Below are 25,883 nucleotides of genomic sequence, written 5' to 3'. Positions count from 1 at the left end.
CTGCCTTGGCGATGTCATAATATTCCTGCATCATGCTTACGAACATGCTCTTGCCGAAGCGGCGCGGACGGATAAGGAACAGGTACTTGCTTGTATTCTCCAATAAAGGAAGGTACATCGTCTTGTCTACATAATAGAAATTCTCATTCCGCACTTCGTCGAAGCGTGCCACTCCATAAGGAATCCCTTTGATAGTTGCCTTTTCCATACCGTATAAGTTTCCAATGTTATCGTTAGGCAAAGATACAATTTTTTCGATAATAATCAAATAATGCCCGCTGGATAATCAACGGCTTTGGGTTTGAATTATGAAGAAAAGGCATAAAAAATAGGATTATAGCCTTGATATAAGTACAGGATTGTGAAAAACAGACCAAAAATAATAGAAATAGATATTGCATGAGCATGTGAAAGGTTGTTATTTTGCACCCAGAATATTTTAAAGATTTTATATGTGTGCGGATGTCTAGTTCAGGCACATCGGAAGCCTTGCTGGACGGATGCGGCTTCGTAGCCCGATGAAGCAGGCTTCGTCAGCCGATGCAGCCTAATGAATAGCCCGATGCACCCGTATGCATTTTTGTCGGTAAAGAACTGTCATGTTGGCAGGATTCTTACGAATTAAAAAACTAATAAACTTAAATAAGAGAAAGATGAAAAAGTATGCAGTAATGTTTTGCGCGATGCTGGCAATGGGTGCCGTGGTGGCATCTTGCTCTTCGGAAGATGAGGCGGTAGCGGGAAGCGCAGAAGGTAAGGGTTTGGTGAAGCTGGCTCTCAATGTGGGGGCAGATTTCCAGTCGAGAGCATTTTCCGAATCCGATTATGAAAATTTAGCTGACTACACCGTTCAGATTTTGAATAAAGACGGCAATGTAGTAGACGGTTGTGAATGGACAGGTACGACTATCCCACAAGATTTGATAGAATTGGATAACGGAAGTTATACGGTGCTCGCTTTTACTGGTGAAGACTACAAGGGGGTTGGTGCTACCACGAAAGGAATGTATATGGAAGGAAGTGCTGGCTTTAATGTGAACAGTGGCCAAACGGCGACTGCCACGGTGAACTGCACCCCACAGTGTGCACGGGTAACGGTGAACTTCGATGCCAAGATGGCAGATTACTTCAATGATTATTATGTGGTGTTTACCGGAACTGATGCTTTGGGTGAAGGTAATTATACATGGAATAAGGATAATGCCGACCCCGTCTATATGGCGGTCACAAGTTCAGAAAAACTTACCGCTACCATTAAGCTGGTAGATAAAGAAGGAAAAACTGCCAGTGATATTGTAAGGACACACGATATCAGTGCTGCCAAGGCATGGAAGCTGAACATTGCTCCAGTAGTGGAAGAAGCGACTGGAAATGTGGGTATTACTATTGAGATAGACAATTCGGTAAATGATATTCCTATCGATATCGAAATCCCTTCGGATTGGCTTTAATAGATAAACAAACTTTAAAACAGAACAACGTATGAAATTATTCAATACAATAACGGCATGTCTGATGCTTTGTGCCGGTCTCGTATCGTGCGAGATGAAAGATGAACTGAAAGGCAGCGGTGCGGGGACTTCCGAAGTGGGATACCTGAACTTGGGTGTAGCGGTCAACGCTTCGCAAAACAGTGTGGTTTCGCGTGCGGATAATGCAAACAATGATGGTGAAAATGTAGGTGTAGCAGTCAGTGCCGATGATTTCCCGGTAACCATTACTGGTGTGACCGACCCTTCTTACTCCAAGGAATACGAAAGCTATGCAGCCTTGAAGGCGGAAAACGGGGGCAAGGTGGAACTGCCCATAGGCGAATATACCGTAACGGCGCATTCCAATGCTGAACTGGAGCCGCAGATGGCTACTCCTTATTATGAGGGTACGACACCTATTAAGATTACTGCGGGAGTGGAATCTTCTGCCGAGGTGAAGTGTACCATGAAGAACATGAAGATTCAGCTTACTTATACAGCAAATTTCTTGACGAAGTTTGAATCGTGGGACATTACGATAAACGATGGTAGTGACAATATCTTGAATTTTGACGAAACAGACAAGAATCCGGCTGCAGTTTATTGGATGGTAGCAGAGAATGTTACAGAAATCAAGGTCGCTATTACCGCTACGCCGACGGGCGGAGGGCAGGAGGTCACCGAATCGCGTCTCTTGTCTAAACCTGATGGCAGCAATTGGGCAGGCAGCGATGCGTTGACTATCCAAATGGAAGAAAATACTTCAGAAGATCCGACAGGTATCCAAGGTAGCGGAATTACGATTAATGCAAGTGTTTCGTTTGATGAAGAGGAAGAAGATGTGCCGGTAACGGTTAAGCCGGGTAATGATGGTGATGATGACAATAAAGAGCCGGAACCGCCGACTCCAACTCCAGAACCGGAATTGCCTACTGTGACATTCCCGCAAAATACATATACATTGCCGGATGATATGGAAGCGGATGCAGATATCTTGATTCAGACTGCTTTGAAAAATGGTAGTAGTGATGAGTATGTCGGATTAAAGAATGTTTTAGTGAAGATAATTCCTGGAAATCAGGGGTTTAAAGATGCGCTGGACTTTATAAAAGATATGGCTGATTTTACAGGAGAAGGTGTTGATTTAGTCGGCAACACCTCTGTAGAACCTTTATTGCAATATATAGCACCCAGTTTAAAAGTACCTGTAGAGAATGCACCAAATTATAGCTTCCCAGTAGGAGCATTTTTTGAAACTTTATTGGATATAGGAACTACAGGTGAAAGTGCTCATGTGTTTGAGATTATGGTAACTGATAATAATGGTAATTCTTTGAGTGAACCTGTACGTTTAAATATTGTCGTTGAATAAAGATAAGAAATGAAACAATGAAACGAATATACACTATCTTATTAGTAGTAAGTACCCTTTTCTTCTTTGCTTGCCAGCAGGAAGAGAATTTGTTAGGAGGGGCAACGGGTTATCTTCGCTTGACTGTAAACGAAGATATGAGTACTAACTCGCGTGCAGTTCCTGAAAATTACAAGCCTGAACAAATCGCTGTACAGATTGTAAATGCTGAAGGTGAAACGGTAAAAGAGACCGAAGACTGGGAGCTTTGGGGTGGTAAACAAATTGAATTGCCGGTAGGCAAGTACACAATAAAGGCTTCTTCTAATGGATTCGATGGCAAGGATGCCGGTTTTGATATTCCTTATTACACAGGAAGTAAAGAAGTAACCATTACTGCCAATGGAGAAGCAAATGAAACCATAATCTGTAAGTTGGCAAATGTGAAGGTGACTGTGAATTTTGATCCTGCATTAATAGCTAAAGTGCGTTCTGTCGCTGCAACAGTAGATAATGATGAAGTTCCGAATGACGGCACTCCTGCTGTATATAGTTTAGCTTTTGACACAGAGGAAACTCGTTCGGGATATTTCCCAGTAACAAAATTGTTCGCATCCATTACCGTGGTGAATAAAGATGGCGATTCGCACTCGATGCGTAAGGAATTGACTGATGCGGAGGGCAATCCAGTGAAAGCTTGCGACCATTTCATCTTGAACATTAAAGAGGCAGATGCAGAAACAGGCAATAAGACAATTTCTGTAACAGTAGATCCGACTACGCATGAATATTCGTACACTTTTAATGTATCTACTGTTCCAACTAATAAATCAACCGCTGGTGCATGGAGTAATGTAGCCTATTTGCAAGCAGAATTAGGGACGGACGCAAGTGCTGAAGGTGCGAAATTCCAATATCGTGAAACTACTAACACGGCATCTCGTGCTAACGAAATTCCGTGGATAGACGTAACCACTACAGTAGAAAATGGCAAATGCACTGCTATGGTTACAGGATTGTCGGCTTCTACAACTTATGAATACCGTTTGGTAAGCAAAGATAAAGAAGTGCTTGTAGAAGCTCAGACGTTTACTACAACGGAGGCTGAAACTGAAGAAAAACAAGAAGCTTTACAAAACGGAGGATTTGAGGATTGGTGCGTTCGTTCTGCAAAGACTGCTTTATCAAATAAAGATACGACTTTCCCATGTTCAGGAACAGATTATGATGCAGGTAATTTGTATTGGGATACAAGTAATCGAGGCGCTAATTCAACAGGGCAGTTAGACCCTACTAATAAAATAGAAAGTCCTATTATTTCAGGTACATATGCAGCTCGTTTGGAATCAAAACTTATAAATGCTGTGATTATTAAAGCATTTGCTGCTGCAAGCTTATATACAGGGTCTTTTGGTGGTGCAAGTTTAGATATGAGTGCAACGATTAATTTTGGTAGACCTTTCACATCTCGTCCGATAGCACTGCATGGCTATTATCAATATAATCCAAAGAATGTAGACAATGTAGGCGAGAATCTACCAGCTAATGCGACAGTATCGGAAGGAAAACCAGACCAATGTGCCATTTACATAGCGTTGTCTAAGAAAACATATACTGTTAATAATAAGCAAGAAAGCACCTTTATTGATTTCGAAGGCGATGACAATATCATTGCTTATGGAACGATTGAAGGAGATTATGTAACGGAAAGTGAAGCCAAAAACGGTTATACTGAATTTACCATTCCTTTGCAATACAAGGAAAGTCAGTTCGGAGAAACTCCGAGTTACATCATTATCGTTTGCTCAGCAAGTAAATACGGTGACTATTTTACCGGTGGTACAGGTAGTACCCTTTATCTTGACGACTTCAGCCTCGTCTACGAAGGCACTCCTGCCATTTGGAAAAATAAATAAGCAATAACCCTAAGGTCTGTCATTCTGACGACCGTAGGGAGGAAGAATCTCGGATGCATTCACATGGATGTGCACGAGATTCTTCACTGCGTTCCAGAATGACATCTGTTTTTTAGGAAGTTATTTTAGGATGATAGAAAGCATATAAAACAAAAAGACAACTTTTTTACATGACCAAAAGATTACTTTTAGCAATCATTTGCCTCTTAACTATTGCGATATCTGCAGGGGCGCAAAAGCGTGAACGGAAACTGAAGCGCATCGACCGGGGTGTGCAAGAGCGTGTATTTATCCCGAAAGGGCAATGGATGGCAGGGGGTAGCGTTTCCTATTCCGAACATGAAGAAGACAACCTGAACTTCTTGGTATTGAAAAACGTAGAAGGGAAAGGATATAACTTTAAGGTTAGCCCTTACGTAGGCTATTTCTTTGCCAATAATATGGCTGCCGGATTCCGTTTTGCCTATAACCGTACGTATTTGGATATGCCTAACTTCGAGGTGAATTTGGGGGACGATCTCAATATCAGTTTGGAAGATTTGTATTATTTGCAGCATCGGTATGACGTATCGGGCTTTTTACGTACCTATATGCCGATAGGCAACAGTAAGATATTTGGTTTGTTTAATGAATTGCGTCTTTCATACGGATACAGTACAGGAAAAAACTCTACCGGCTCGGGTACGGAATATGACGGTACATTCGAAAAAGCCAATCACTTGCAAATCGGTATTGCTCCGGGGTTAACTGCATTTGTCACCAATTTTGCTGCCGTAGAGGTTTCGATGGATATTATGGGCTTCGACTTCAAATGGCAGGACCAAAAGACCAATCAGGTGGAAAGCGGAAAACGGCGGACAAGTTCAGGAAACTTTAAGATAGACTTGTTCTCGATTAATATCGGTATGACATTTTATTTATAAGAATTCACAAACTGAATAGAATGATAAAAAAATTACTCTATACGACTTTATGCTTGCTGGCACTGCATGGTTGCAAGATAGAAAACGACATTCCTTACCCCATTGTGGAAGGAAACATTACGGCATTCGAAGTAGAAGGACAGCGTGCGGGTGAAGAAGGTGGCAATGTACAGGCTGCCATCAGTACGCAAAACCGCACGGTGACGCTCTATGTAGACGATTCGGTAGACCTTAGCGAATTGCGGATTACCCGTCTCGGCATATCCGAGGAAGCCGAACTGCTACCCGATTCGGCTTCGTGCAAGGATTACAAGCGTTTTCCTCGTGAAGGATTCGATTCGGTAGACGATTTGCCTCTTTCGATGGATACGCGGATGGACTTTACCCGACCGGTGCATTTCACCCTGCGTACGTATCAGGATTACGACTGGACGGTGACGGTGACCCAGATTATTGACCGGGAGATTGTGGTGGAAAACCAAATCGGGAATCCGGTGATTGATGTTCATTCAAGAAGTGTGATTATTTATGTTTCACCCGAACAAGAGCTGGATGCCATCCATGTCACTACGTTCAATTTAGGCGGAGCGCATGGCAAGGTAGTGCCCAATCCGGAAGAATACGATACGTTCGATTTCTCGACACCGCAAGAGTTCTATGTATCTTATGCCTGGGAAGAGGCTTCTTATCCGTGGAAGGTCTATGTCTACCATCAGGAAAGCAGCGGAGCTACGGGTGATGTCTTTGCGCGGGTGACTACGGCAGAGTTAAGCGGAACGATTCAGAACGGTAAGACACCGGTGGTGGAATATAAGGCACAGGGTGAAAGTTCGTGGACGGCATTGTCCGCTTCGGCTGTGACGGTGAATGGCACGTCTTATTCGGCTTCGTTCAGTGGACTGAGTGCGGGGACTGTTTACCAGTACCGTGTCAGTGTCGACGGAGTGGCAGGCGAGGAGCAGACATTTACTACCGCTCCTGCCACCCCGTTGGAGAACGGAGGCTTTGAAGACTGGTCGGAAGAAAAAGCTGGTACGCAAACGTTATACAATCCGTGGGCTTCGGGTGCCACTTCGTTCTGGAGCACAGGCAATGGCGGTTCGGCTCCTTTCATAGGCAGTATCACAACGCCTACCAATGATGCGGTGTCGGGCACGGCTGCCCATCTGCAATCGCGCTGGGCGGCTATCAAGCTGGCCGCGGGAAACATCTTTACGGGCGATTTCGCTTTAGACGGCACGAATGGTGTCTTGGCTTTAGGGCGTGAGTTTGCTACTTTCCCTTCGGCTTTGCGGTTTTCATATAAATATAAGACATCGAAAGTAAACCGCGTCAAAGAAGACCGATTGGAGTATATGCGGAATCAAAACGATTCATGTCATGTATATTTTGCTTTGACTTCGGAGAAATATATAATTCGTACAGCTAAAGGAGATTCGTTCAATCGGCATGACCCTTCGGTGATTGCCTACGGCGAATTTGCTTCGAATCAAAATCAGACAACTTACAAGGAAATAGAAGTGCCGTTTGAATATTATGATAAAAAGAAAACACCGAGCTACCTGATAATCGTATGCAGTTCGAGTAAATACGGTGATTTCTTTACAGGTGGTGATGCAAGTGAAATGTTTGTAGACGAAATGGAATTGGTATATGAATAAAGTAAAGTTTTTAGTTGCAGCAATATTGAGCGTGCTTTTCGTGGCATGCAGCGAGGAAGAAAACCTGTCGCAAACGAGTAAGACGGGTTTTCTTGTATCGTTGGCGGAAGATGTAAAGGTGGAGTCGCGCAGTACGCCTGAGGAGTTGGGCGAGCCTGTGGCTTCGCAATTCAACTTGAAGATAACGAATCAGGTAACAGGAAGCGAACTGTACAACGGTTCGTACACAAGCGATTTGATTCAGGCTTCTGCCGGGACGTATGCGATAGAGGCAACGCACGGTGAGAATCAACTCTTGGCTGTGGATGCTCCTTATTATAAAGGGACTGCCGAAGCGGAGTTGGCAGACGGAGAATCGAAGACTGTAAACGTAAAATGTAAGGTTGCGAATGCGTTGGCTTCGGTAGTGTTTGATAATAGCGGAACGAATACATTCGAGAGCCAGTTTGTTTCGTATGGAGTGAGGGTCAGTGTCAATACTTCTGTCACTACATTGACCAATGATGGGAAAAGTGCTTATTACCGTGCGGGTTCGATGCCTGTCTTTACTTTTGTGGGAAGTTTGCGGAACGGAGGAGGCGAGAAAGAAGTGCCTTTGAAGAATTCCGATCTTTCCAGTCCGTCTACCTTTGCTGCCGGAAAGCATTGCCGGATTACGCTGAAGCTAAGTGACGCTGCTCCAGGTTTGCGTGTAGAGATAAGCAAAGTAGAAGTGGATTCTGTTACCATTAACGAAACGATTCCATTGGAATGGTTGCCGAAACCGAAAGTAGAGGCTACGGGATTTGATAACAATAATACGCTGGCTTTTGTAGAAACAGAAGCCGTAACGCCCAAATTGGACTTTGCCCTTTCTTCTGCTTTGCAGGATATGAAGTTGAAGTTTGATTTTGAAGATGAACAATTCGCTTCCTTGGACAAGGAGAAAGAATATCTGTTGTCGAATGCAGCAGACAAAGCTGCCATCGAAGAGGCATTAGGGATTCTGTTACCCGATGTAGGGGATACGCAGGCAAACATCGACCTTTCCGCTCTGACAGATAAGTTGCATACGAATAATGGAACGCCTACCACGAATACGATAACAGTAGATGTACAAGCAAATAACCGATGGAGCAGTGAAGATGAATCGGCAAATCTGACTTATACATTGGTTTGCAACAAACCAGAGTTTTCGGTAGCTGTACAACCGGGAAATTGTTGGTCGCGTGAGTTTACGATTGATGAGGTACAGGTGACGGGCAATGCCGATGTTGAAAAGATAAAAGCCAATTTGGTTTATCAGTATTATAATGGTATAGGTTGGGTAAATTGTACTACTCGTGACAATGTAACTGGACGTACGCAACAATTTTCTTCGACAGCAGAAGAGATAGCGGAGAAAACGTATAAAGTACGTGCTTTGTACCGTGGGGCTATTGCTTCTAATGAGGTTGAAGCTACTTTGGAAACACCGGAGCAGTTACCGAATGGAAATATGGATCAATGGAGTTATGAAACTTATACAGGTAACAGATATTCATTTAATCCATGGAGTGATGGCGGTGCTTCGTTTTGGGATACTAATAATGATTATACTACCAGACATAGACATAATTCCTCTTCCGTTACGATGGCTAATTATAATGGCTTTCATGCCGTTTCGTATGTAGCTGGACGCAGTGGGTTAGCAGCAGAATTAAGAAGTACGGCAAATGGAAGAGGTAATACAAGAGTTGATTTTATTATACATACTCACAATGAGTTAGAAATAAACAAAGTAGCCGGGAAATTATTCACAGGTACTGCTAATGTTGAAATGACAGGGAATGATATATCTGGTAGTGATACTTACACAGAAGAAAAAAACGCAGCTTTCTCCAGCCGTCCTACAGCCTTGCAATTCTATTGTAAATATGCTCCATATAATACCGACTCATGGAGCGTTCATATTGAATTGTTGGATGAGAATAAGAATGTGATTGTTCAAAATGACAAAACATCATCCGAGACAAAGAACGATTGGACACAAGAATCGGTCTCATTGGATTATGCAAATGGAACGACTTATGCAAAGTGTAAATACATCTATGTTATATTCAAATCTACTATAAATGAAGGTGCGGATATGCCCTATCGGGAAATTACACAAACATTTTATATATTGGAAAACGGTTCTCTGTCTGCACATACTTACGAACCCGCATACGTTGGTAGTGTCCTAACCATTGATGATATAGAATTAGTTTACGATAAATAAGAAACGAAATATGAAACAAACCATACTATACCTATTATTAGGAACCTTCCTCTTGGCAAGCTGCCAGCAGGAAGAAACATTACCGGATAATACCGCTACGGGATACTTGGTTTTGGAAAGCATTGACGTGCAGGTAAACCAACAAACGGTATCATCGCGTGCGGTAGATGCAGACCTTTACGTCGATATCTTGCAAGAAGATGCCATATTCCGTCAATACGGTCCGGGGATGGTGCCCGATCGCATCGAACTGCCTGAAGGAACCTACCGGCTTCATGTGTATAATGCAGCTGCTACTTTGCCTGATCCTTATGACGGAAACGGTGTGGCTATATTTGAATATACCGGAGAGCCTATTACGGTAGAGGCCAATGGAACAACGCTGATAGAAGAGATAGAAGTACCGATGATTAATTTTGGTGTTACATTACAACTTCCAGAAGAATTCAATACCTTTTTCGAAAATTATGCATTTACGGTGACAAGCGACAGGTCGGTGGAATTGAAAGAAGGGGAAACTGCTTATTTCCCTTATAATAGCGACAAGGTAACATTCAGCTATTCATTGAAAGCGACCAATGCAGACGGGGAAGAGTCGGAACCGGAAGGGGGAACGAGGAACGAAGTCGTTTCCGGAACAATCTATACCGTATCCTACGAAATGGAGACCCAATCGTTTCACGTAGCACGGTAAGAAACGGTTTCTAAAACTCTGAAATAAGGAAATGGCGTGGATAGGCACAGAGATGTGTCTATCCACGCCATCTGTTTATGTCCGTGGCAAAACCTTGGAATAAATGGCTTCCTTTTTCTTGATTTTCTCGAAATAAAATAGTTTCTTTGTCTTGGACTAATAAAAATGAATGAAAGTTATGTGTTCGGAAGGCATTATTGAAAGATACGTGAACTTTTATACCGACTTCGCTTTTAAGAAGTTGTTCGGTACGGAAATAAACAAGGACTTGCTTGTCAGTTTTCTCAATGCGCTCTTGAGCGGGAAAGAGGTAATAGAAGATATCACTTACCTCAACACGGAACATTTGGGCTCACAGGAATATGACCGCCGTGCCGTATTTGATGTGTATTGCAAGAACGAAAAAGGAGAATATTTCTTAGTGGAGATGCAGAAAGGCGAACAGCAATTCTTTAAGGACCGTAGCATTTTCTATTCTACTTTCGCCATTCGTGAGCAGGTGCCTCGTGGTGTATGGGACTATGAACTGAAAGGTATTTATACCATTGGTATTTTGAATTTTTGCATTTTCCCTGATGAATATGATTTCTACCACGAAGTGAAGTTGGTGGAACTAGCTACGAAAGAGGTTTTTTACGATAAGCTGACATTCATCTATTTGGAAATGCCAAAGTTTACTAAGGCCGAAACCGAGCTAGAGACACTTTTTGATAAGTGGCTATACGCTATCCGTAATTTGGCTAGTTTGATGAATCGTCCGCCTGCCTTGCAAGAGAAAGTGTTTACCCATTTGTTTGAGGCTGCCGAAATAGCGAAATTCGACCGTAAGGAGCGTTGTGAATATGAAGAAAGCCTGAAGAATTACCGTGACTGGTTTAGTGTGATGAAAACAGCAGAAACTAAGGGGCATGCAAAAGGCTTGGCAGAAGGTCGTGCAGAAGGTCGTGCGGAAGGTATGGAAATAGGCTTTGCACAAGGTGAAGCATCGGGTGTGGAGAAAGGAGAAAGACAGAAAGCTATAGCAGTAGCCCGTGCTTTAAAGCAACAACATATTGCTGTATCTGTTATTGCTCAAAGCACAGGATTGCCGGAGGAAGAAATAGAGTGCTTGTAATATTCTATTATTTGTGTTCCTGCAATATCTTTTTCGCTTTGTCTTTTGATGATAGGAAATCCAGGGAGTCTAAAATCTCTGAACTGTTTTCAGGGTCGGATAGGACCGGGGCAAGCAGACGGAGCATTTTCAGTTTGTCATCATCAAAAGTATTTAGGTTCATCAGGCGTATGCATTGTTCGCATGTGAAATCGGTATGTCTGACTTCTTTTTCTAACATATTCAAACGTCCGCTGGTGAACGGTTCTTCTTTCATGCAGTAATAGAATTTCTCGAATTGCTTTTCGTCTGATAGCATGAAGTGTTGCTCTGCATGTACAGTTGAAGGTACTGCAACAACAGGAGGAACGGGGGGAACAGGAGCTACGGGTGGCGTATTGAATGTATTTAGAGCAATGACTCTTCCGTTGTCGAAATCAATGATTACATTTACTGAATGGGAATCAACGTAATAGAAACTTCCGTATTCCCATTGCTCTATACCACCGTCGAAACGTGTATAGTCTGGGCTTCCTAACATCCCTTCTACTTGTTCTTTTGACATCCCTGGACGGATGTGACTGACTGTGTCTTTCTTGGATGCGGTAAAAAGTGTACTGCATCCGCTTGCCAATAGGCAAATGGCGATTGCTAATAATCCTGTCTTGATTGTTCTCATATCTTTTGTTTTTTAATTCTAAGGCAAAGGTAGTCTGAAAAATTTCCATTTGCTACGGATTATGACTATTTCTAATTAGGAAATTCCCTATGTCAGGTAGGGAATTTCGTATTTCTTGTTATTAGATTGCATACATTCCCGGATTTTGCTCTATTTTTGCATTGTTTTTAAACGATAAGCACCATGATAACAATAGACTTTACTTCACTTTCTGCCTTGGCAACGGGTGTGTGTGGCGTGTTTTTCTTAATACAATTATTTTATATATTGGGTATTTATAGTAGGCTACACCGGTATTTCAGCCGGAAACCGTATACAGAACCGGTTGATTTGCCTCCTATTTCTGTGATTATTGTAACGAAAGATTCCGGTGAGATTCTGAACGAGAATTTGCCTGCTATTTTGGAACAAGATTATCCGCTGTTTGAAGTAATCGTTATCAACGACAAATCGGCTGGAGAAGACGAGTTTATCTTAAAACGTTTGTCGGACCGTTATCCGAATCTATATCATACGTTTATTCCGGAAACTGCCCGATACGTGAGTCGGAAGAAATTGGGTGTAGCAATGGGTATACGTGCCAGCCGGTATGAATGGATTGTTGTGACCAGTCCTTTTTGCCGTCCTGTCAGTCCGAACTGGTTGCGGAGCCTTGCCCGCGAAATGACGCCTGATACGGATATTGTATTGGGATATAGCAATTATTTCCCGAAGAAAGGCTTTTTTGCCCGGCGTGTAATTGTCAGTTCTTTTTTCCGTTCGTTGCGTTATCTTTGTATGGCACTTGCGGGGCATCCGTATATGGGAATCGGTTATAATTTGGCTTACCGGAAAAGTGTCTATCAAGCACATAAAGGCTTTTCAGACCATTTACAGTTGCTGCGGGGAGAGGACGACCTTTTGGTAAATGCTGTAGCTAAACGGTCGAATACACGGGTAGCACGTGGAGCAGAAAGTATTGTGCGTTTGCCTGTTCCGGCATTTAAGCGTGTGTGGAAAGAAGAAAAATTGAGTGCTATGGTTACAGGGTATTATTATCGAGGCATTGCTCCTTGGCTGAATAGTATAGAAACATGGACTTGCGGATTGTTTTATGTGAGTTGGGGCATTGCTTTGTGTATCAGTATTCTAGCTCATGAATGGATATGGACGGGCATTGTTGGATTGTTCGGATTAGTGCGTTTTTTGTCAATTATGCATTTCTTTTATCATTCGGCATGGGATTTGCAGGAGAAGTTTGGTTGTCTTTTGCCTTTCTTTGATTTGTTTCGTCCTGTGGGAAGCTTGATGAGGTATGTCCAATATCTGTTTTGTAAGAAAGAGGATTTCATGCGGAGATGATTATCGGTTGAATAATTCGAAGGTGAATTTGCATCCGACCGAAGTGAATTTCCCTTTTTCGTTTCCGATGAAAACACCGAAATCGAAAAGATGGGTTCCTACGCCATAACCTAATTCGAGATACGGATTCAGATGAGGCATGAATAAGATACCTGCGTATATCCGTTCTTTTTGGATGAACGACAGCAGTTTGCTTACGGGATATAATAATAAGAATGGCGTTTCGTAAGTCATATTCCCACGGAAATAATGGCGTGAAGCATTATACCAACGTGAGTCGAGCATCTGGAATGTACCTCCGATATCATCGTTCCAGCCCTGGGGAAGATTGCGGTTGGCAAAGTTCACATAATCTACGAAATACATATCATCTTGGTTGGTAAAGAAGCCGCCTCCTATGTGATAGGCTATTGTATGTAGGTCGCGTACCCGTATTTTTTGTTCTGCCGAAAATTCGAAACGTTCGTATTGATTTGAATAATCCAATACGCGGATGCCTCGTTCGTAGTCGATGACAAAGGTCGGAAAGCGTGAACCGACATTGATTTTACGGTTTCCATTCATGTAGTAATACATGGCAGGAGTCCATTCTATGCGTAATCGAGGGGCAAAACTGTTGTATCTTAGGCGTACCCGTTCTGCTACTTCAGGAGTTCCGTGAACCGCATGACGCCAATGCATGGCTATACCGGTCCAAAGTGTCAGTCCGTTAATAATTTCGATATTGTGGGATACATTCAGATAGACGTCTTTAAAATAATCCAGCTCCAGCCCGTCGAAACTGAATGCGCTGTCGGGTAGTGCGTTCAGTTGGTCGAGTACGATACTGCTATAGATGCGGTTTCCGTTTCCTGCACTCAAGTAAATGGCTCCATGTTTTTTCGGATTATAGACATATTCACCGTCTAGTTTGGCGTAAAACTCTTTTTTGGTAAAGTTATAACCGATTTGTGGAACCAAACGCAGTAATTTGCCGCTATGGAACAATTTGTTGTATTTGAATTCTTGCCGGTACGAAATTCCGTTCCGATGGCTGTAGCTTATCAACAACGGATTGATTAAAGGAGAACAAGATATGTTTCCCACTTTGCTCATGTCGATGTCGTAACTGCTGATGAGGGCGTCTCCCATTTGTCCCAATAGGACTAGATTTTTCTTGAACTTAGTAGGCTCTACTTTCAATGTGTCTTCGGGACCGATTTGTCTTCGTTCTTGGTAACTCCGGTATAGGCTGTCTTCCGCATCTGTAAGGGGCAGTGGGCGGATGCGGGCAAATGAGTCAAGATTGTGCATCAGTTGGGTCGTATCACACGTTAAGGTGAATGATTTTGATAAATTATATTTCTTTTGGTCTTTGGATAGCCATTTTTCCGGATCCTCATCTTTTTCTCGGAATTGGATGCCGGTATAGTCCATCCAGCCTGTATAGTTCATTTCCAGATTATTCCGTAAAAAGTTGAAGATTACGTCCAAATTTAACATGCGGGGCAAATATTTTGTCTTTTCTGTTTCTCCCATATACATGGTGATATGAAATCGGATTAAATCATATTTCCCTTTGAAATCCAGGTAACGGATTGTCCAATCATTGGAAGATATCCAGCAGGAGCCTTCCAGCAATTGTGTACTTCGGTAGCGTGGAATGATGCGTAATTTATAGACGATGCCTTCTCTCCGGTAGTCGATAGAATCAAGCAGATAATGATAATGTACGCTTGATTGTTCGTTGAGAGGAGAAAGTATTCTGTCTTCCATGGTGGAAGGCGCATACGGGTTGAATTTCAGGAAGTCGAGAATATCAAAGAAACGGCTTTCTCCTCCAGGAAATGTGGTAGCCATAGCCCGTACTTTCCGGTCGTAGATGTTGGGAGCAGTATAATGCAATTCGCTGAGCGATTCGTGTATGTATTTGTTTACACCCTTTTCGAAGCGGAACATGGAAGGGATATATTTGATGATGCGGTTCTGTTTATGAATCTGCAATTGCCCTTTTAGGTATAAATCGGCTTTGTATTCTTTGACTTCTGTTGCATACAAAGTAGCGGCATGGAAAATATGTCTCAGAATGGAATCGGGTACGTGTGATTTGTAGGGTAATGTTTGCCCAACCCCTTTGACTGGAAAAGTTGTCAAAAGACAAAATACACCTATCCAGAACATCCAATTATATACATTTCCTTTTTTTACCATTGCAAAAGCAAATATATAATAAATCCTTACGTCTGCATGATATTTTTTAATGTTTAAAGTAAAGATTTTCATTTTTTCTTACTACCTTTGTGCTCCATAACATGGTTTTATAGCACTTATGGTAAAGAAAGAATTAACAGAAGCCGAGATTGCCGAAAGTATCCCCGATTTGTGGCAACCTCTTACCGATGCGCAGCGTGCATACCTTGCGCAGAACTTTACGATTCAGAAATATAGGAAAAATGAAATCATTTATTGTGAAGGAGAAACTCCTCAGTATCTCATGTGCCTGTTAAGCGGAAAGGTGAAAATCTATAAAGACGGGGTTGGCGGGCGCAGTCAGATAATCCGTGTCGTAAAGAATAAAGAATATTTTGCCTATCGTGCTTATTTTGCCGGAGAGAATTTTGTGACGGCTGCTGCTGCTTTCGAGCCTTGTACGATGTGCCTGGTCCCTATGCCGGTTATTATTGAGTTGGTAAGAGCTAATGCTGATCTTGCCATGTTTTTCATCCGTCAGTTATCGAAAGATTTGGGTATATCGGATGCGCGTACGGTAAATCTGACTCAGAAGCATATTCGCGGTCGTCTGGCAGAATCACTTTTGTTTTTGAAAGATACTTACGGACTGGAAGAAGACCAATGTACGCTTAGTATTTATCTTTCGCGTGAGGATCTAGCTAATTTGTCGAATATGACCACATCGAATGCTATACGTACATTGTCTAATTTTGCAGCTGAGAAGTTGATTATTATCGATGGACGTAAGATTAAAATCGTGGATGAAGAGAAACTGAAAAAAATCAGCAAGATAGGATAAACCCTAAAAATAATGTCATTCTGAACATTGTTTTGCGCTTTGTTCAGAATGACATTAAGTTAAGTTATCCGGCTCTTTACCGAAGTTTTGATTACGCTTCTTTTTCTTTCAGCTTTTCATCAATGGCTTCGATTTTTTTCAAAACCAGTTCCATATCTCCTTTCAGACGTTCTATCTTACGGGTTACTTCAGCTACCAATGTATTGCCTTTCTTCGAGGCAGAATTGAGGAAACCTAAGTTGTTTTCGTAAGTTTGAATATCGCTCTTCAGGCTTTCATAGGTACGTACCAGTTTTTCGCGGTCACGATATAAGTTATCGCCTTTCCCTAAGCCTGACTTGAAATCGCTCAATTTCCGTTCCGATGCAGAAAGGTTCAGTTTATCGAACAGTTTGTCTACCCATTTATGGAATTCGTTATACAAACGGTCTTTTTCTTTAAACGGTACATGACCGATGCTGTTCCATTCTTTGATTAAAGCACGCGTTTGTTCGGCTGTACTATTATCTGTGCTTCCGGAAGCATCCAATGCTATCAGTTGTTTGATGATTTCTTCTTTCTTCGCCATATTTTCTACTTCTACCGAGCGTTGGGAAGAAGTTGCTTTATTCTTTTGAGCGAAGAAATAGTCACATGCGCCGATGAAGCGTTTCCATACGGCATCCGAATGTTTCTTGGCAACCGGTCCGATAGTCTTCCATTCCTTTTGTAATTGGGTCAGGATTTCAGCGGTTTGTTTCCAGTCTGTACTGTCCTTTAGTGCTTCCGCTTTTTCACACAAAGCCTTTTTCTTTTCTAAATTTTCAGCCATGCTTTCTTTAATTTGCTTGAAGAAAGCGGCTTTCCGTTTAAAGAACTCATCGCATGCGGCACGGAAGCGTTCGAATATCTTGACATTCATTTTTTGTGGGGCATAGCCAATGGTTTTCCATTTTGCTTGCAAGGCAAGGATTTCCTGTGTCTTGTTTTCCCAATCAGCAAATGTCTTCAAGTTGTCATAATCCATGGATTCTGCAATTTCGCAGATGACTGTTTTTTGGTCAAGGTTATTCTGTTCTTTTTCCTTCAACATTTCAAAATGTTGTTGGTGACGGCGGTTTACGGCTGTAGATGCGGCTTTGAACCGTGCCCAAATGTTTTCACGCAAGTCTTTGGCAACAGGACCGATATTTCTGAATTCTTGGTGCAGCTTTTGCAATTGATGGAAAGCTGAAACCACATCAGGTTCTTCTGCCAGTTTTTCAGCAGCTTCACACAAATGTGTTTTCTGTTCCAGGTTTTTCTTGAAATCGTATTCGCGGAATTCATTGTTCAGCTTTACCATATCATAGAATTTTTCGGTATAAAGCTGATATGATTTCCAAAGTTCGTTCACCTTGTTTGCAGGCACTTGCTTGATTTCATTCCATTCTTGTTGAAGTTGCTTAAACTCGCTGTAAATCTTGCTCGTGTCTTCTGTCGTTTCGGTTAACGTTTTCATTTTGTCGAGAATGGCAAGCTTTTTCTGCAAGTTTTCCTCTTTTTCCTGTTCCTGCTCGGCTGCCATTATGCTTCGCTTTTCTTTGATGGAACTCATGATTTCCTTGAACCTTGTTTCCCATGGGTCGGGAGCAGGGACGAAATCATCCGGATTTCCGCCTCCGTCAATAAAGGCTTTACGCGCTGCGTCTTGTTCGGCTTTGTGCAGTTTGTAAAAAGTTTGTTTTAAATAATCGATTTCTTGTTTGTCTGCATTGCAGGCGTCTTTGTTGATTTCTGTCAAACGTGCGACAACTTCTTCCTGTGTCTGCCTTAGGGCATACGCAGGTTTTTCGGTTTGTTCAACAGTAGGAACTGAAGTCTCCGGTGCATTTTCTGCCGGAACTTCAGTTAGCGGGCGGTTTGTTTCGTTTACTTCCATCGTATGTAGATTTTAAAGAATATCTTGTTTATTTATTCCATAATTACAAATTAAAAGAATAAAATCGGTTTTTCATATTTTTTTGGATATTTTTTTTGAGTTGCCCTTCATTTTTTTCTTTTATCATGCTAATAGGACGGTAATTCCCATATACATCAGCATACCGATAATGTCATTGGTAATTGAAATAAACGGTCCTGTAGCGATGGCTGGGTCTATTTTCAACTTCTCAAGCGTCATGGGGACAAGGGTGCCGAAGATGGATGCGAACATCACCACGGCAAATAGGCTGATGGATACAGAATAACTGACCGTGGCACTGGCACCGAACCGGATAAAGTTGTAGATATAAACCAGCATGGAGATAATGGTCGCATTGATAAGGGCTACGACCGATTCTTTCAATACTTGCTTGAATGTGTTTCCGGCATCGAGCGAGCTGTTGGCTAATCCTTGTACGACCAATGCGGACGATTGTGTTCCGACATTTCCTCCTGTTCCACCGATAAGGGGAATATAGAGAGCCATTTCGGGATGAGCGGCAAAGGTGGTGTCGAAATTGCCCAAAATCATGGAGTTGCCGATACCTCCTAACATACCAATCAGAAGCCAAGGAAGGCGTGCGGTGGTTTGGCGGAAGATGTTATCGTGCGATTCAACGTCTTGCGACAAACCGGAAGCCAATTGGTAGTCGCGTTCTGCCTGTTCGCGTACCTCATCCATGACATCGTCGACCGTAATCCGCCCCACTAACCTTCCGATGCTATCCACCACGGGAAGTGCCACCAAGTCGTATTTCTCAATGACTTGCACCACTTCGTCCAGCGGGGTATCTACGTGTACCGATATCGGGTCTTTCTTCATTACGTGCTTCACTTTCGATACCGAGGGGCTGGTAATCATTTTCTTCAACGGGAAGACGCCACGAAGCCGTTCGTCGTCATCTACTACATATACATAGTAGATTTCGTCCATATCTTCCGCCTGGATGCGCATTTCACGTAAACATTCGGGCATACTCAGGTTTTCGTTGACGATAACCATTTCGGTACCCATCAAACCGCCGGCGGTATCTTCATCATATTTCAACAGGTCTACGATATCGCCTGCCTGCTCAATGTCTTCTATATGCGAGAGGACTTCCTCTTGCTTGTCTTCGTCCATGTCGCGGATAATGTCTACGGCATCATCCGAATCCATGTAGTCCACAAACCGTTTGGCGATGGTTTCCGAAGGCAAAAGGTCGAGGAAACGCTTCCGGGCGTCCTCGTCCATTTCAATCAATACATCGGCTGCTTTCTCGTTGTCTAATAGCAGATATATGGAACGGGCTTCTTCTGCATCCAGTTCGTTGCACAGTTCGGCAATATCGGCTGGGTGCAGGTCGTTCAGAATCTCTTTCAGTTTATCCGATTCCTTGTTTTCAATCAGTTCGGATACTTTCTTTATTTCTTCGTTTTCCATACCTTATTATATATAAAGCAGATGAACGTTATTGGTTTGTGTTGGCACGGGCTTCGGCAAGGGCTTGTTCCACCCGGTTGGTCAGGTCGATAAAGTCTTCTACCGAGAGTTGTTCGGGGCGTTTGTTGAATATCGCGTCGGCACTGAGCGGATGGCTTTTATCCAATATGGTGGAGATGGAGTTGCGCAATGTCTTTCTCCGTTGGTTGAAAGTCGTCTTGACTATTTGTTTGAATAGCTTTTCGTTGCAACCCAAGTCGGTAGTCTCGTTGCGCGTCATGCGTATCACCGCGCTTTTCACTTTGGGAGGAGGGTTGAAAACATGTTCGTGCACCGTAAACAGGTATTCCACTTTATACCAAGCTTGGATAAGAATGCTCAGAATGCCATACGTTTTATTGCCCGGAGATGCGGCAATGCGTTCTGCCACTTCTTTTTGTATCATGCCCGTGCAGCAAGGGATAAGGTCTTTGTAGTCCAGCATCTTGAAAAATATCTGGCTGGAGATATTATAAGGATAGTTCCCGGTCAGTACGAACGGTTTTCCGTCGAACAGTTCGGCTAAATCCATTCTCAGGAAATCCTTTTCGATGATATTGTCTCCTAATTGTGCAAAGTTTTCCCGAAGGTAAACGACCGATTCGAAATCAAGCTCCACTACTTTCAGTTGCCTTCCTTTGGGAATGAGGAATTGAGTCAGTACTCCCATGCCTGGACCTACTTCCAGTATCGGCAAGTCCGGACAAGCATCTACCGTGTCGGCTATGTCTTGTGCAACCTGTAAATCTTTCAAAAAATGTTGTCCTAAGAACTTTTTGGGCTTAACTAATTTCATTCCTGTATGTATTTTCTTTGTAAATAACCTTTTTTATTCCGGCAAGATATTATCTTTGCACATTGCAAAGTTAAGCATTAATCTTTAATACTACGTAGATTTTGGAACGAACTGATATAAAAAAGTGGATAAATAAGGTCTTTCAGATTGTCTTGCCTCTGATTTTAGGGGCGGCTATCTTAGTTTGGACGTACCACGGATTCGATTTCGGGCAGGTGCGTCAGGTTTTGGCAAGGGAAATGGATTACGGTTGGATGTTGTTTTCGTTGGTATTCGGCGTGTTGGCTCATCTTTTCCGGGGCTGGAGATGGAATCTGGCTTTGTATCCCTTAGGTGAATTTCCCAAGCTTTCGAATAGTGTGTATGCTATTTTTGTGTCATACGCGGCAAATTTGGTGGTTCCACGTATTGGTGAAGTTTCGCGATGCGGCATTTTGGCGAGATTCGATAATGTATCTTTTTCTAAATCTTTGGGTACGGTAGTGTCTGAACGTTTGATAGATTCGGTCTGTGTTTTGTTGATTACGGGGGTGACCTTGATTTTGCAGTCCGGTATTTTTGCCCGTTTCTTTCGGATAACGGGCACCGACGGGGCTTTTTTCCTTCATTTGTTTACTTCGACCAATTTCTACATTACGCTGGTTTGCATCGCGGCGGCATTGGTGTTTCTGATATGGATGATTCGGAATCTGACTATTTTTGCACGAGTCAAGGGGGTGATACAAAACATGTGGGTAGGATGTATGTCCATCCGTAAGGTGCATCGTCCGTGGTTGTATATTCTTTACACGATAGCCATTTGGGCTTGTTATTTCTTGCATTTCTACCTTACTTTTTATAGCTTTGATTTTTCCGCTCATTTGGGTTGGATGGCAGGGTTAGTGCTTTTCGTTGTGGGAAGCATTGCCGTGATTGTACCTACGCCCAACGGAGCCGGGCCGTGGCATTTTGCGGTCATTACGATGATGATGATGTATGGCGTAAGCAAGGAAGATGCCGGAATATTTGCGCTTTTGGTGCACGGGATTCAAACCTTTTTATTAATTTTGTTGGGTATATATGGATTGGTGGCTTTGCCGCTTACAAACAAACATAAAAATTAAAATCAGTATGAGTGACATTCTTTCGCTTGCTCCACAGAATGTGTGGAAGCATTTTTATTCGTTGACACAAGTTCCTCGTCCTTCTGGACATCTGGAAAAAGTTCAGGCATTCTTGTTGGAGTTTGGCAAGAGTGTGGGTGTAGAGGCTTTCCAAGATGAGGCTGGAAACATCATCTACCGCAAACCGGCTGCTCCGGGAATGGAAAACCGCAAGACTGTTATCTTGCAGGCGCACATGGATATGGTGCCTCAGAAGAACAAGGAAACAGAACACGATTTCGAGATCGACCCGATTCGTCCGGTAATAGACGGGGAATGGGTGCGTGCCCAAGGCACGACGTTAGGTGCCGATGACGGTATGGGCGTGGCGGCTATCATGGCGGTCATGGAAGATAAAACCTTGAAACACGGTCCGTTGGTGGCTCTGATTACGGCAGATGAAGAGACGGGCATGTATGGTGCTTTCGGCTTGAAACCCGGAACAATTGACGGGGATATCTTGCTCAATCTGGATTCGGAAGAAGAAGGAGAATTGTATATCGGATGTGCCGGAGGCGAAGACCTGACCGCTACATTGGAATACAAGGAAGAAGAGACCGACCCTACGGATGTGGCTTTGAAGGTAACGCTGAAAGGTTTGCGCGGAGGACATTCGGGCATTCAGATAGGTTGGGGTCACGCCAATGCCAACAAGCTCATGGCTCGTTTCCTGAATCAGGTGATTGCTTACGATGAGGCTTGCCTCGTTTCATGGGAAGGCGGAAACATGCGTAATGCCATTCCGCGTGAATGTGAAGCGATTATTACGGTTCCCGAAGAGGAAGTAGAAGATGTGTTGGCATACGTAGGCGAGTGTGAACAGGTATGGCGCGAAGAATATGAAACCATCGAAGAGGGCTTGAGTTTCCAGGCAGAACGGGTGGACTTGCCTAAGTATATGGTGCCCGAAGAAATCCGCGACAACTTGGTAGACGCTATCTATGCGTGTCCCAACGGGGTAGAGCGTTACATCCCGACTATCCCCGATACGGTAGAGACTTCTTCGAATTTGGCTATCGTAGACATTAAGGGAGGAAAAGCGTCGGTGAAGATATTGACCCGCAGTGCCCGTGAGTCGATGAAAGACTATCGCAATACGGCGCTCGAAAGCTGCTTCTCGATGGCAGGGATGCACGTAGAGCGTTCGGGAGGCTATTCAGGTTGGGAACCGAATGTCAATTCGCCCATTCTTCATGCCATGAAGGAAGCCTATCAGGCACAGTTCGGCGAAGCTCCCGAAGTGAAAGTGATTCATGCCGGACTGGAGTGCGGCATTATCGGAGCGGTAATTCCGGGCTTAGACATGATTTCGTTCGGTCCGACTTTGGTAGGTCCGCATACTCCCGATGAGAAATGCGAAATAGCGTCCGTAGCCAAGTTCTACGATTTCCTGACCGCTACGCTTGCCAATACGCCAGAGAAATGATGTACAGTGAATAGTGAATAATGAACAAAGAAGAGTGCTTTAGAATGAATATCGGTTTTCATTTTGAGGCACTCTTCTTATTTTTTAGTCGTGCTTTAATTTTCCTATATTTTTCTTTCATACATTCGGCTCGGATAAAAGCTTCGGCATCACGTTCGAACCGGTCTCGTTCGGGAGTACCTTTAGGTCTATATTCCCTGTCGAGAAGTTCTTCCAATGTAGTACATCCCATTGCTTTCAATTTTTCGTCTGTCATGTGATATGGGGATAAAATAGGTTATTTGAGGTTTTTCTTTCCGCAAAGGAAACGAATTAATTAACTTCCTCAAAGAAGTTTCTTGTTTTTTTGTTAGTTCTTAAAGAAGAAAAGGCAATCTGTTTTTGGCTTGTTTTGTTTGCCTTTCCGATTGCCTGCTTTTCTCTGAGCAGATAGTTTCATTTTATATTCCGCCCGCTGGAACATACATTCCGGCTGGCGGAATATAAAAGGTACTAGGCTTTTTGGACGTTGTTACCTATTCTCGAAGACATTATAATGCTATCCGTTTACCCTTCTTGCGTGGGTTATTTAAAGCCGTGTGTTAATTGAAACTAATTATTAATGGTTCGCTGTTTGCTTGGCATAGGCGATTGGGAATAAATTCGTAAACTTGCATACGGATTTCGAATCGATTTAAATCGTATGGATATGAAGAAGAGTTGTTTTATGACTATGCTATGCACCTCATTGATGTGCATAGGCTTGTTTTCTTGTGAGAAAGACGAAGTGATTACGGAAGTACCAGAACCGACTCCGGAGGAACCTGCTCCGGAACCTGAGCCGGCTCATTATGTGGACATCACCTATACGCTGAATTGCTCTGAAGACTTGTTGAAATATGTGATACCTCAAGTAACTTATATGGGAGACGACGGGAAAGAGGTGACGGTTCAGATAACCGATACGGACTGGATGCAGATAAATAATGACGCCCGTTTTGGCGTGACTTTTGGGGATGGCTCTTCATCGAGTGCCAATATCATGACATGGACCAGAAAGCTTCATTGGGAAGAGTTCCCAGTCGATGACGAGATAATCGTTTCGTACGTTCCTAAAACGGACATGCCGGAATATGAAAAGACAAGCGTGGATTTGTTTTATGGTGACTATTCGATAGCTTATCACTTTGTGGATGAAGAGAATGGCAGTATAATTTCTCAAAAGGATGAGACAGGCGATATTTCTTATACGCTTGATGAAACAAAGGAAGAATTGCTTGATTTAGTAGATAAGACAGGGGAGCCTTATTTTTGGGGTACGAATGGCTCTAATCTGATAGTTGGTGCAGATCAGGATATGATAGAAGAGGTTATCAATTTGTATTGGAGAAAGCTAATCATTCATGTGGATGGTAACGGTTCTTATTCGGTATCCATGAAAATAGCTGGAGAAAACGAATAACTCCGTTACTTATTGTTGAGCATAAACAGACAAGAGGCTGTCTCAAAATGAGAATTGCCTATCAAAAAGTAATGTCATAGAAACAGGATGACAAAATGAGAGCTAAATTTTATTTTGATACACCTCTTGTCTGTTTTATATGTGTTTATTCTTGTAAAGTACCTTCTACGGTTATATTCCCATTTTCTACTTCTCCTTCTGCCCATTGGGATATTTCATAGCCTTCTACAATCAGTTCTCCGTCGTTTATGCGGATTTGGTATTTGTAACTGTAACCTTCTGTAAATGCATGGCTTATGGAATTGGTGCCAGCGGTGAAATTTACCCCCTCGCGTGTATAGCCGATGTTGAAAGCCAAGGGGATTTCTATATCAGATGGATTTAATAAAACAGCAAGTTGGATGCCGGTACCGTCTGCTATTTCTTTCCCCGTTTCATACGTTGCGGTCCATTCGTTTTTCTCTTCGTTTCCTTCCGGCTTGAATGTTTCTCCTGTTCCTTCTTCCGTAAACCGGTATGCGTAATTCGTGAAACATCCTGCTCCGCTGATACTTGCTGATTGGAGAAGTGTTGTTGCGTCTTCGCTATCGGTCAATGTAATCAAAAGCAGGCTATATACGTGCTTGAACGCGTCTGCATCGGTAAAGCTTACGATTCCGCCTGTGGTAGAGAATTTGCATGTTTTTGTTGCTGCAAGGAAATCGTAATTGCCGATGTCGGTAAGTTCTCCCGTTTGGGTAGTTAAGTCGGGCATTGAAATGTTTTCGCGTGTTGCGCTTTCTTTATAAGGATAGAAGGCACAAAAAGTGAAATCGTTTGTCAGGTCGGGCCAGTCTAATCTTGTTTCAGATTCCCATTGGGAGGTGTTGTAAGTGAATAGAGTCGGACTGGATGCTTCCGGCATGAAGAAACCGATTTGGTCATTTGTCTCGAAGGTGGTTTCTCCCGTTGCTTGTGTTGCAGTACGGCTTGTCTGATTATCCGAAATGCTGGCTTGAATCCGGATTCCGGTGTTTTCCACTGTACCCTGTTCGGGCATTTGTTCTTGTTGGCATGAAGCCATAGCCATCGATAAAGCGATGCATAATACATAATTTACTTTCATAATAAATAAAAAGTTTAGGTGTAAAATATGTTTATATCAACGCAAATCGGGCTGAATGTGTACATATTCAGCCTGTTTTTTTATCGTTTTAATGAAGCAGGCTTCGTATGCCGATACATACGGCTTCATCAGGCAACGCACCTAGGTTCATCAGCCGACGAAGCTAGGTGCGTTTTTTGATTAAGCCTGAA

Annotated in this window: 21 protein-coding genes; 13 read left to right on the top strand and 8 right to left on the bottom strand. The window is 42.9% G+C overall.

Going from position 1 to position 25,883, the window contains the following annotated elements:
• On the bottom strand, positions 1-208 hold a 208-nt coding region (locus B5F91_RS01130; protein ID WP_087427264.1), incomplete at its 3' end, for an AAA family ATPase.
• 445 nt (positions 209-653) lie between these two features.
• On the opposite strand from B5F91_RS01130, the gene B5F91_RS01125 reads away from it, so the two are divergent.
• The 8 genes from B5F91_RS01125 to B5F91_RS01090 all read left to right on the top strand — a co-directional run bounded on the left by B5F91_RS01125 (position 654) and on the right by B5F91_RS01090 (position 11,370).
• The gene (locus B5F91_RS01125) at positions 654-1,451 is read left to right on the top strand and encodes a DUF4493 domain-containing protein (RefSeq protein WP_158099875.1); all 798 of its coding nucleotides are present in this window, start codon (positions 654-656) and stop codon (positions 1,449-1,451) included.
• Between the two features lie 31 nt (positions 1,452-1,482).
• A complete protein-coding gene (locus B5F91_RS01120; RefSeq protein WP_087427262.1) occupies positions 1,483-2,844 on the top strand; it encodes a DUF4493 domain-containing protein in 1,362 nt (453 codons plus the stop codon).
• Between the two features lie 17 nt (positions 2,845-2,861).
• Positions 2,862-4,739, top strand: a complete 1,878-nt coding sequence (locus B5F91_RS01115) for a DUF4493 domain-containing protein (protein ID WP_087427261.1) — start codon at positions 2,862-2,864, stop codon at positions 4,737-4,739.
• Positions 4,740-4,909: 170 nt separating this feature from the next.
• On the top strand, positions 4,910-5,662 hold the full coding sequence (locus B5F91_RS01110) for a hypothetical protein (RefSeq protein WP_087427260.1): 753 nt from the start codon (positions 4,910-4,912) through the stop codon (positions 5,660-5,662).
• Between the two features lie 20 nt (positions 5,663-5,682).
• Positions 5,683-7,323, top strand: coding sequence for a PCMD domain-containing protein (locus B5F91_RS01105; RefSeq protein WP_204244647.1), 1,641 nt, complete (start codon positions 5,683-5,685; stop codon positions 7,321-7,323).
• Positions 7,316-9,562 carry a DUF4493 domain-containing protein gene (locus tag B5F91_RS01100; protein WP_087427259.1) on the top strand — a complete coding sequence of 749 codons (2,247 nt, stop codon included), beginning with the start codon at positions 7,316-7,318 and terminating at the stop codon, positions 9,560-9,562. The genes B5F91_RS01105 and B5F91_RS01100 overlap by 8 nt, the downstream gene beginning before the upstream one ends.
• A gap of 10 nt (positions 9,563-9,572) precedes the next feature.
• Entirely contained in the window at positions 9,573-10,256 is a 684-nt protein-coding gene (locus tag B5F91_RS01095) for a DUF4493 domain-containing protein (protein ID WP_087427258.1), read from the top strand.
• A 178-nt stretch (positions 10,257-10,434) separates the two neighbouring features.
• Positions 10,435-11,370, top strand: a complete 936-nt coding sequence (locus tag B5F91_RS01090; protein ID WP_204244648.1) for an Rpn family recombination-promoting nuclease/putative transposase — start codon at positions 10,435-10,437, stop codon at positions 11,368-11,370.
• Positions 11,371-11,377: 7 nt separating this feature from the next.
• On the opposite strand, the gene B5F91_RS01085 is transcribed toward B5F91_RS01090, so the two are convergent.
• The gene (locus B5F91_RS01085) at positions 11,378-12,028 is read right to left on the bottom strand and encodes a DUF4476 domain-containing protein (RefSeq protein WP_087427256.1); all 651 of its coding nucleotides are present in this window, start codon (positions 12,026-12,028) and stop codon (positions 11,378-11,380) included.
• 183 nt (positions 12,029-12,211) lie between these two features.
• Here B5F91_RS01085 and B5F91_RS01080 point away from each other — a divergent pair, with 183 nt between their 5' ends.
• A complete protein-coding gene (locus B5F91_RS01080) occupies positions 12,212-13,369 on the top strand; it encodes a glycosyltransferase (RefSeq protein ID WP_087427255.1) in 1,158 nt (385 codons plus the stop codon).
• On the opposite strand, the gene B5F91_RS01075 is transcribed toward B5F91_RS01080, so the two are convergent.
• Positions 13,370-15,559 carry a DUF5686 family protein gene (locus B5F91_RS01075; RefSeq protein ID WP_087427254.1) on the bottom strand — a complete coding sequence of 730 codons (2,190 nt, stop codon included), beginning with the start codon at positions 15,557-15,559 and terminating at the stop codon, positions 13,370-13,372.
• A 118-nt stretch (positions 15,560-15,677) separates the two neighbouring features.
• Here B5F91_RS01075 and B5F91_RS01070 point away from each other — a divergent pair, with 118 nt between their 5' ends.
• Positions 15,678-16,379 (top strand): Crp/Fnr family transcriptional regulator, encoded by a 702-nt coding sequence (locus B5F91_RS01070; RefSeq protein ID WP_087427253.1) that lies wholly within the window; start codon positions 15,678-15,680, stop codon positions 16,377-16,379.
• Positions 16,380-16,470: 91 nt separating this feature from the next.
• Here B5F91_RS01070 and B5F91_RS01065 read toward each other — a convergent pair whose 3' ends face one another.
• From B5F91_RS01065 to rsmA, 3 genes are all read right to left on the bottom strand, one after another.
• Entirely contained in the window at positions 16,471-18,279 is a 1,809-nt protein-coding gene (locus B5F91_RS01065) for a DUF349 domain-containing protein (protein ID WP_087427252.1), read from the bottom strand.
• Between the two features lie 123 nt (positions 18,280-18,402).
• Positions 18,403-19,743 (bottom strand): magnesium transporter, encoded by a 1,341-nt coding sequence (mgtE, locus tag B5F91_RS01060; RefSeq protein WP_087427251.1) that lies wholly within the window; start codon positions 19,741-19,743, stop codon positions 18,403-18,405.
• Positions 19,744-19,771: 28 nt separating this feature from the next.
• Positions 19,772-20,578, bottom strand: coding sequence for a 16S rRNA (adenine(1518)-N(6)/adenine(1519)-N(6))-dimethyltransferase RsmA (gene rsmA, locus B5F91_RS01055; RefSeq protein ID WP_087427250.1), 807 nt, complete (start codon positions 20,576-20,578; stop codon positions 19,772-19,774).
• Between the two features lie 101 nt (positions 20,579-20,679).
• Between rsmA and B5F91_RS01050 the strand changes: the two genes are divergently transcribed.
• The gene (locus B5F91_RS01050) at positions 20,680-21,681 is read left to right on the top strand and encodes a lysylphosphatidylglycerol synthase transmembrane domain-containing protein (protein WP_087427249.1); all 1,002 of its coding nucleotides are present in this window, start codon (positions 20,680-20,682) and stop codon (positions 21,679-21,681) included.
• A gap of 7 nt (positions 21,682-21,688) precedes the next feature.
• On the top strand, positions 21,689-23,146 hold the full coding sequence (locus B5F91_RS01045; RefSeq protein ID WP_087427248.1) for an aminoacyl-histidine dipeptidase: 1,458 nt from the start codon (positions 21,689-21,691) through the stop codon (positions 23,144-23,146).
• 58 nt (positions 23,147-23,204) lie between these two features.
• On the opposite strand, the gene B5F91_RS01040 is transcribed toward B5F91_RS01045, so the two are convergent.
• The gene (locus B5F91_RS01040) at positions 23,205-23,402 is read right to left on the bottom strand and encodes a hypothetical protein (protein ID WP_087427247.1); all 198 of its coding nucleotides are present in this window, start codon (positions 23,400-23,402) and stop codon (positions 23,205-23,207) included.
• A 432-nt stretch (positions 23,403-23,834) separates the two neighbouring features.
• Here B5F91_RS01040 and B5F91_RS01035 point away from each other — a divergent pair, with 432 nt between their 5' ends.
• Entirely contained in the window at positions 23,835-24,587 is a 753-nt protein-coding gene (locus tag B5F91_RS01035) for a hypothetical protein (protein WP_144025036.1), read from the top strand.
• Positions 24,588-24,732: 145 nt separating this feature from the next.
• Here B5F91_RS01035 and B5F91_RS01030 read toward each other — a convergent pair whose 3' ends face one another.
• Positions 24,733-25,692, bottom strand: a complete 960-nt coding sequence (locus tag B5F91_RS01030) for a fimbrillin family protein (RefSeq protein WP_087427245.1) — start codon at positions 25,690-25,692, stop codon at positions 24,733-24,735.
• Between the last annotated feature and the right edge of the window lie 191 nt (positions 25,693-25,883).

This window comes from Bacteroides sp. An322 (assembly GCF_002161765.1).
In the GTDB taxonomy this organism is placed as follows: Bacteria; Bacteroidota; Bacteroidia; order Bacteroidales; family Bacteroidaceae; genus Phocaeicola; species Phocaeicola merdavium.
This window is presented reverse-complemented; position numbering and strand designations above follow the sequence as displayed.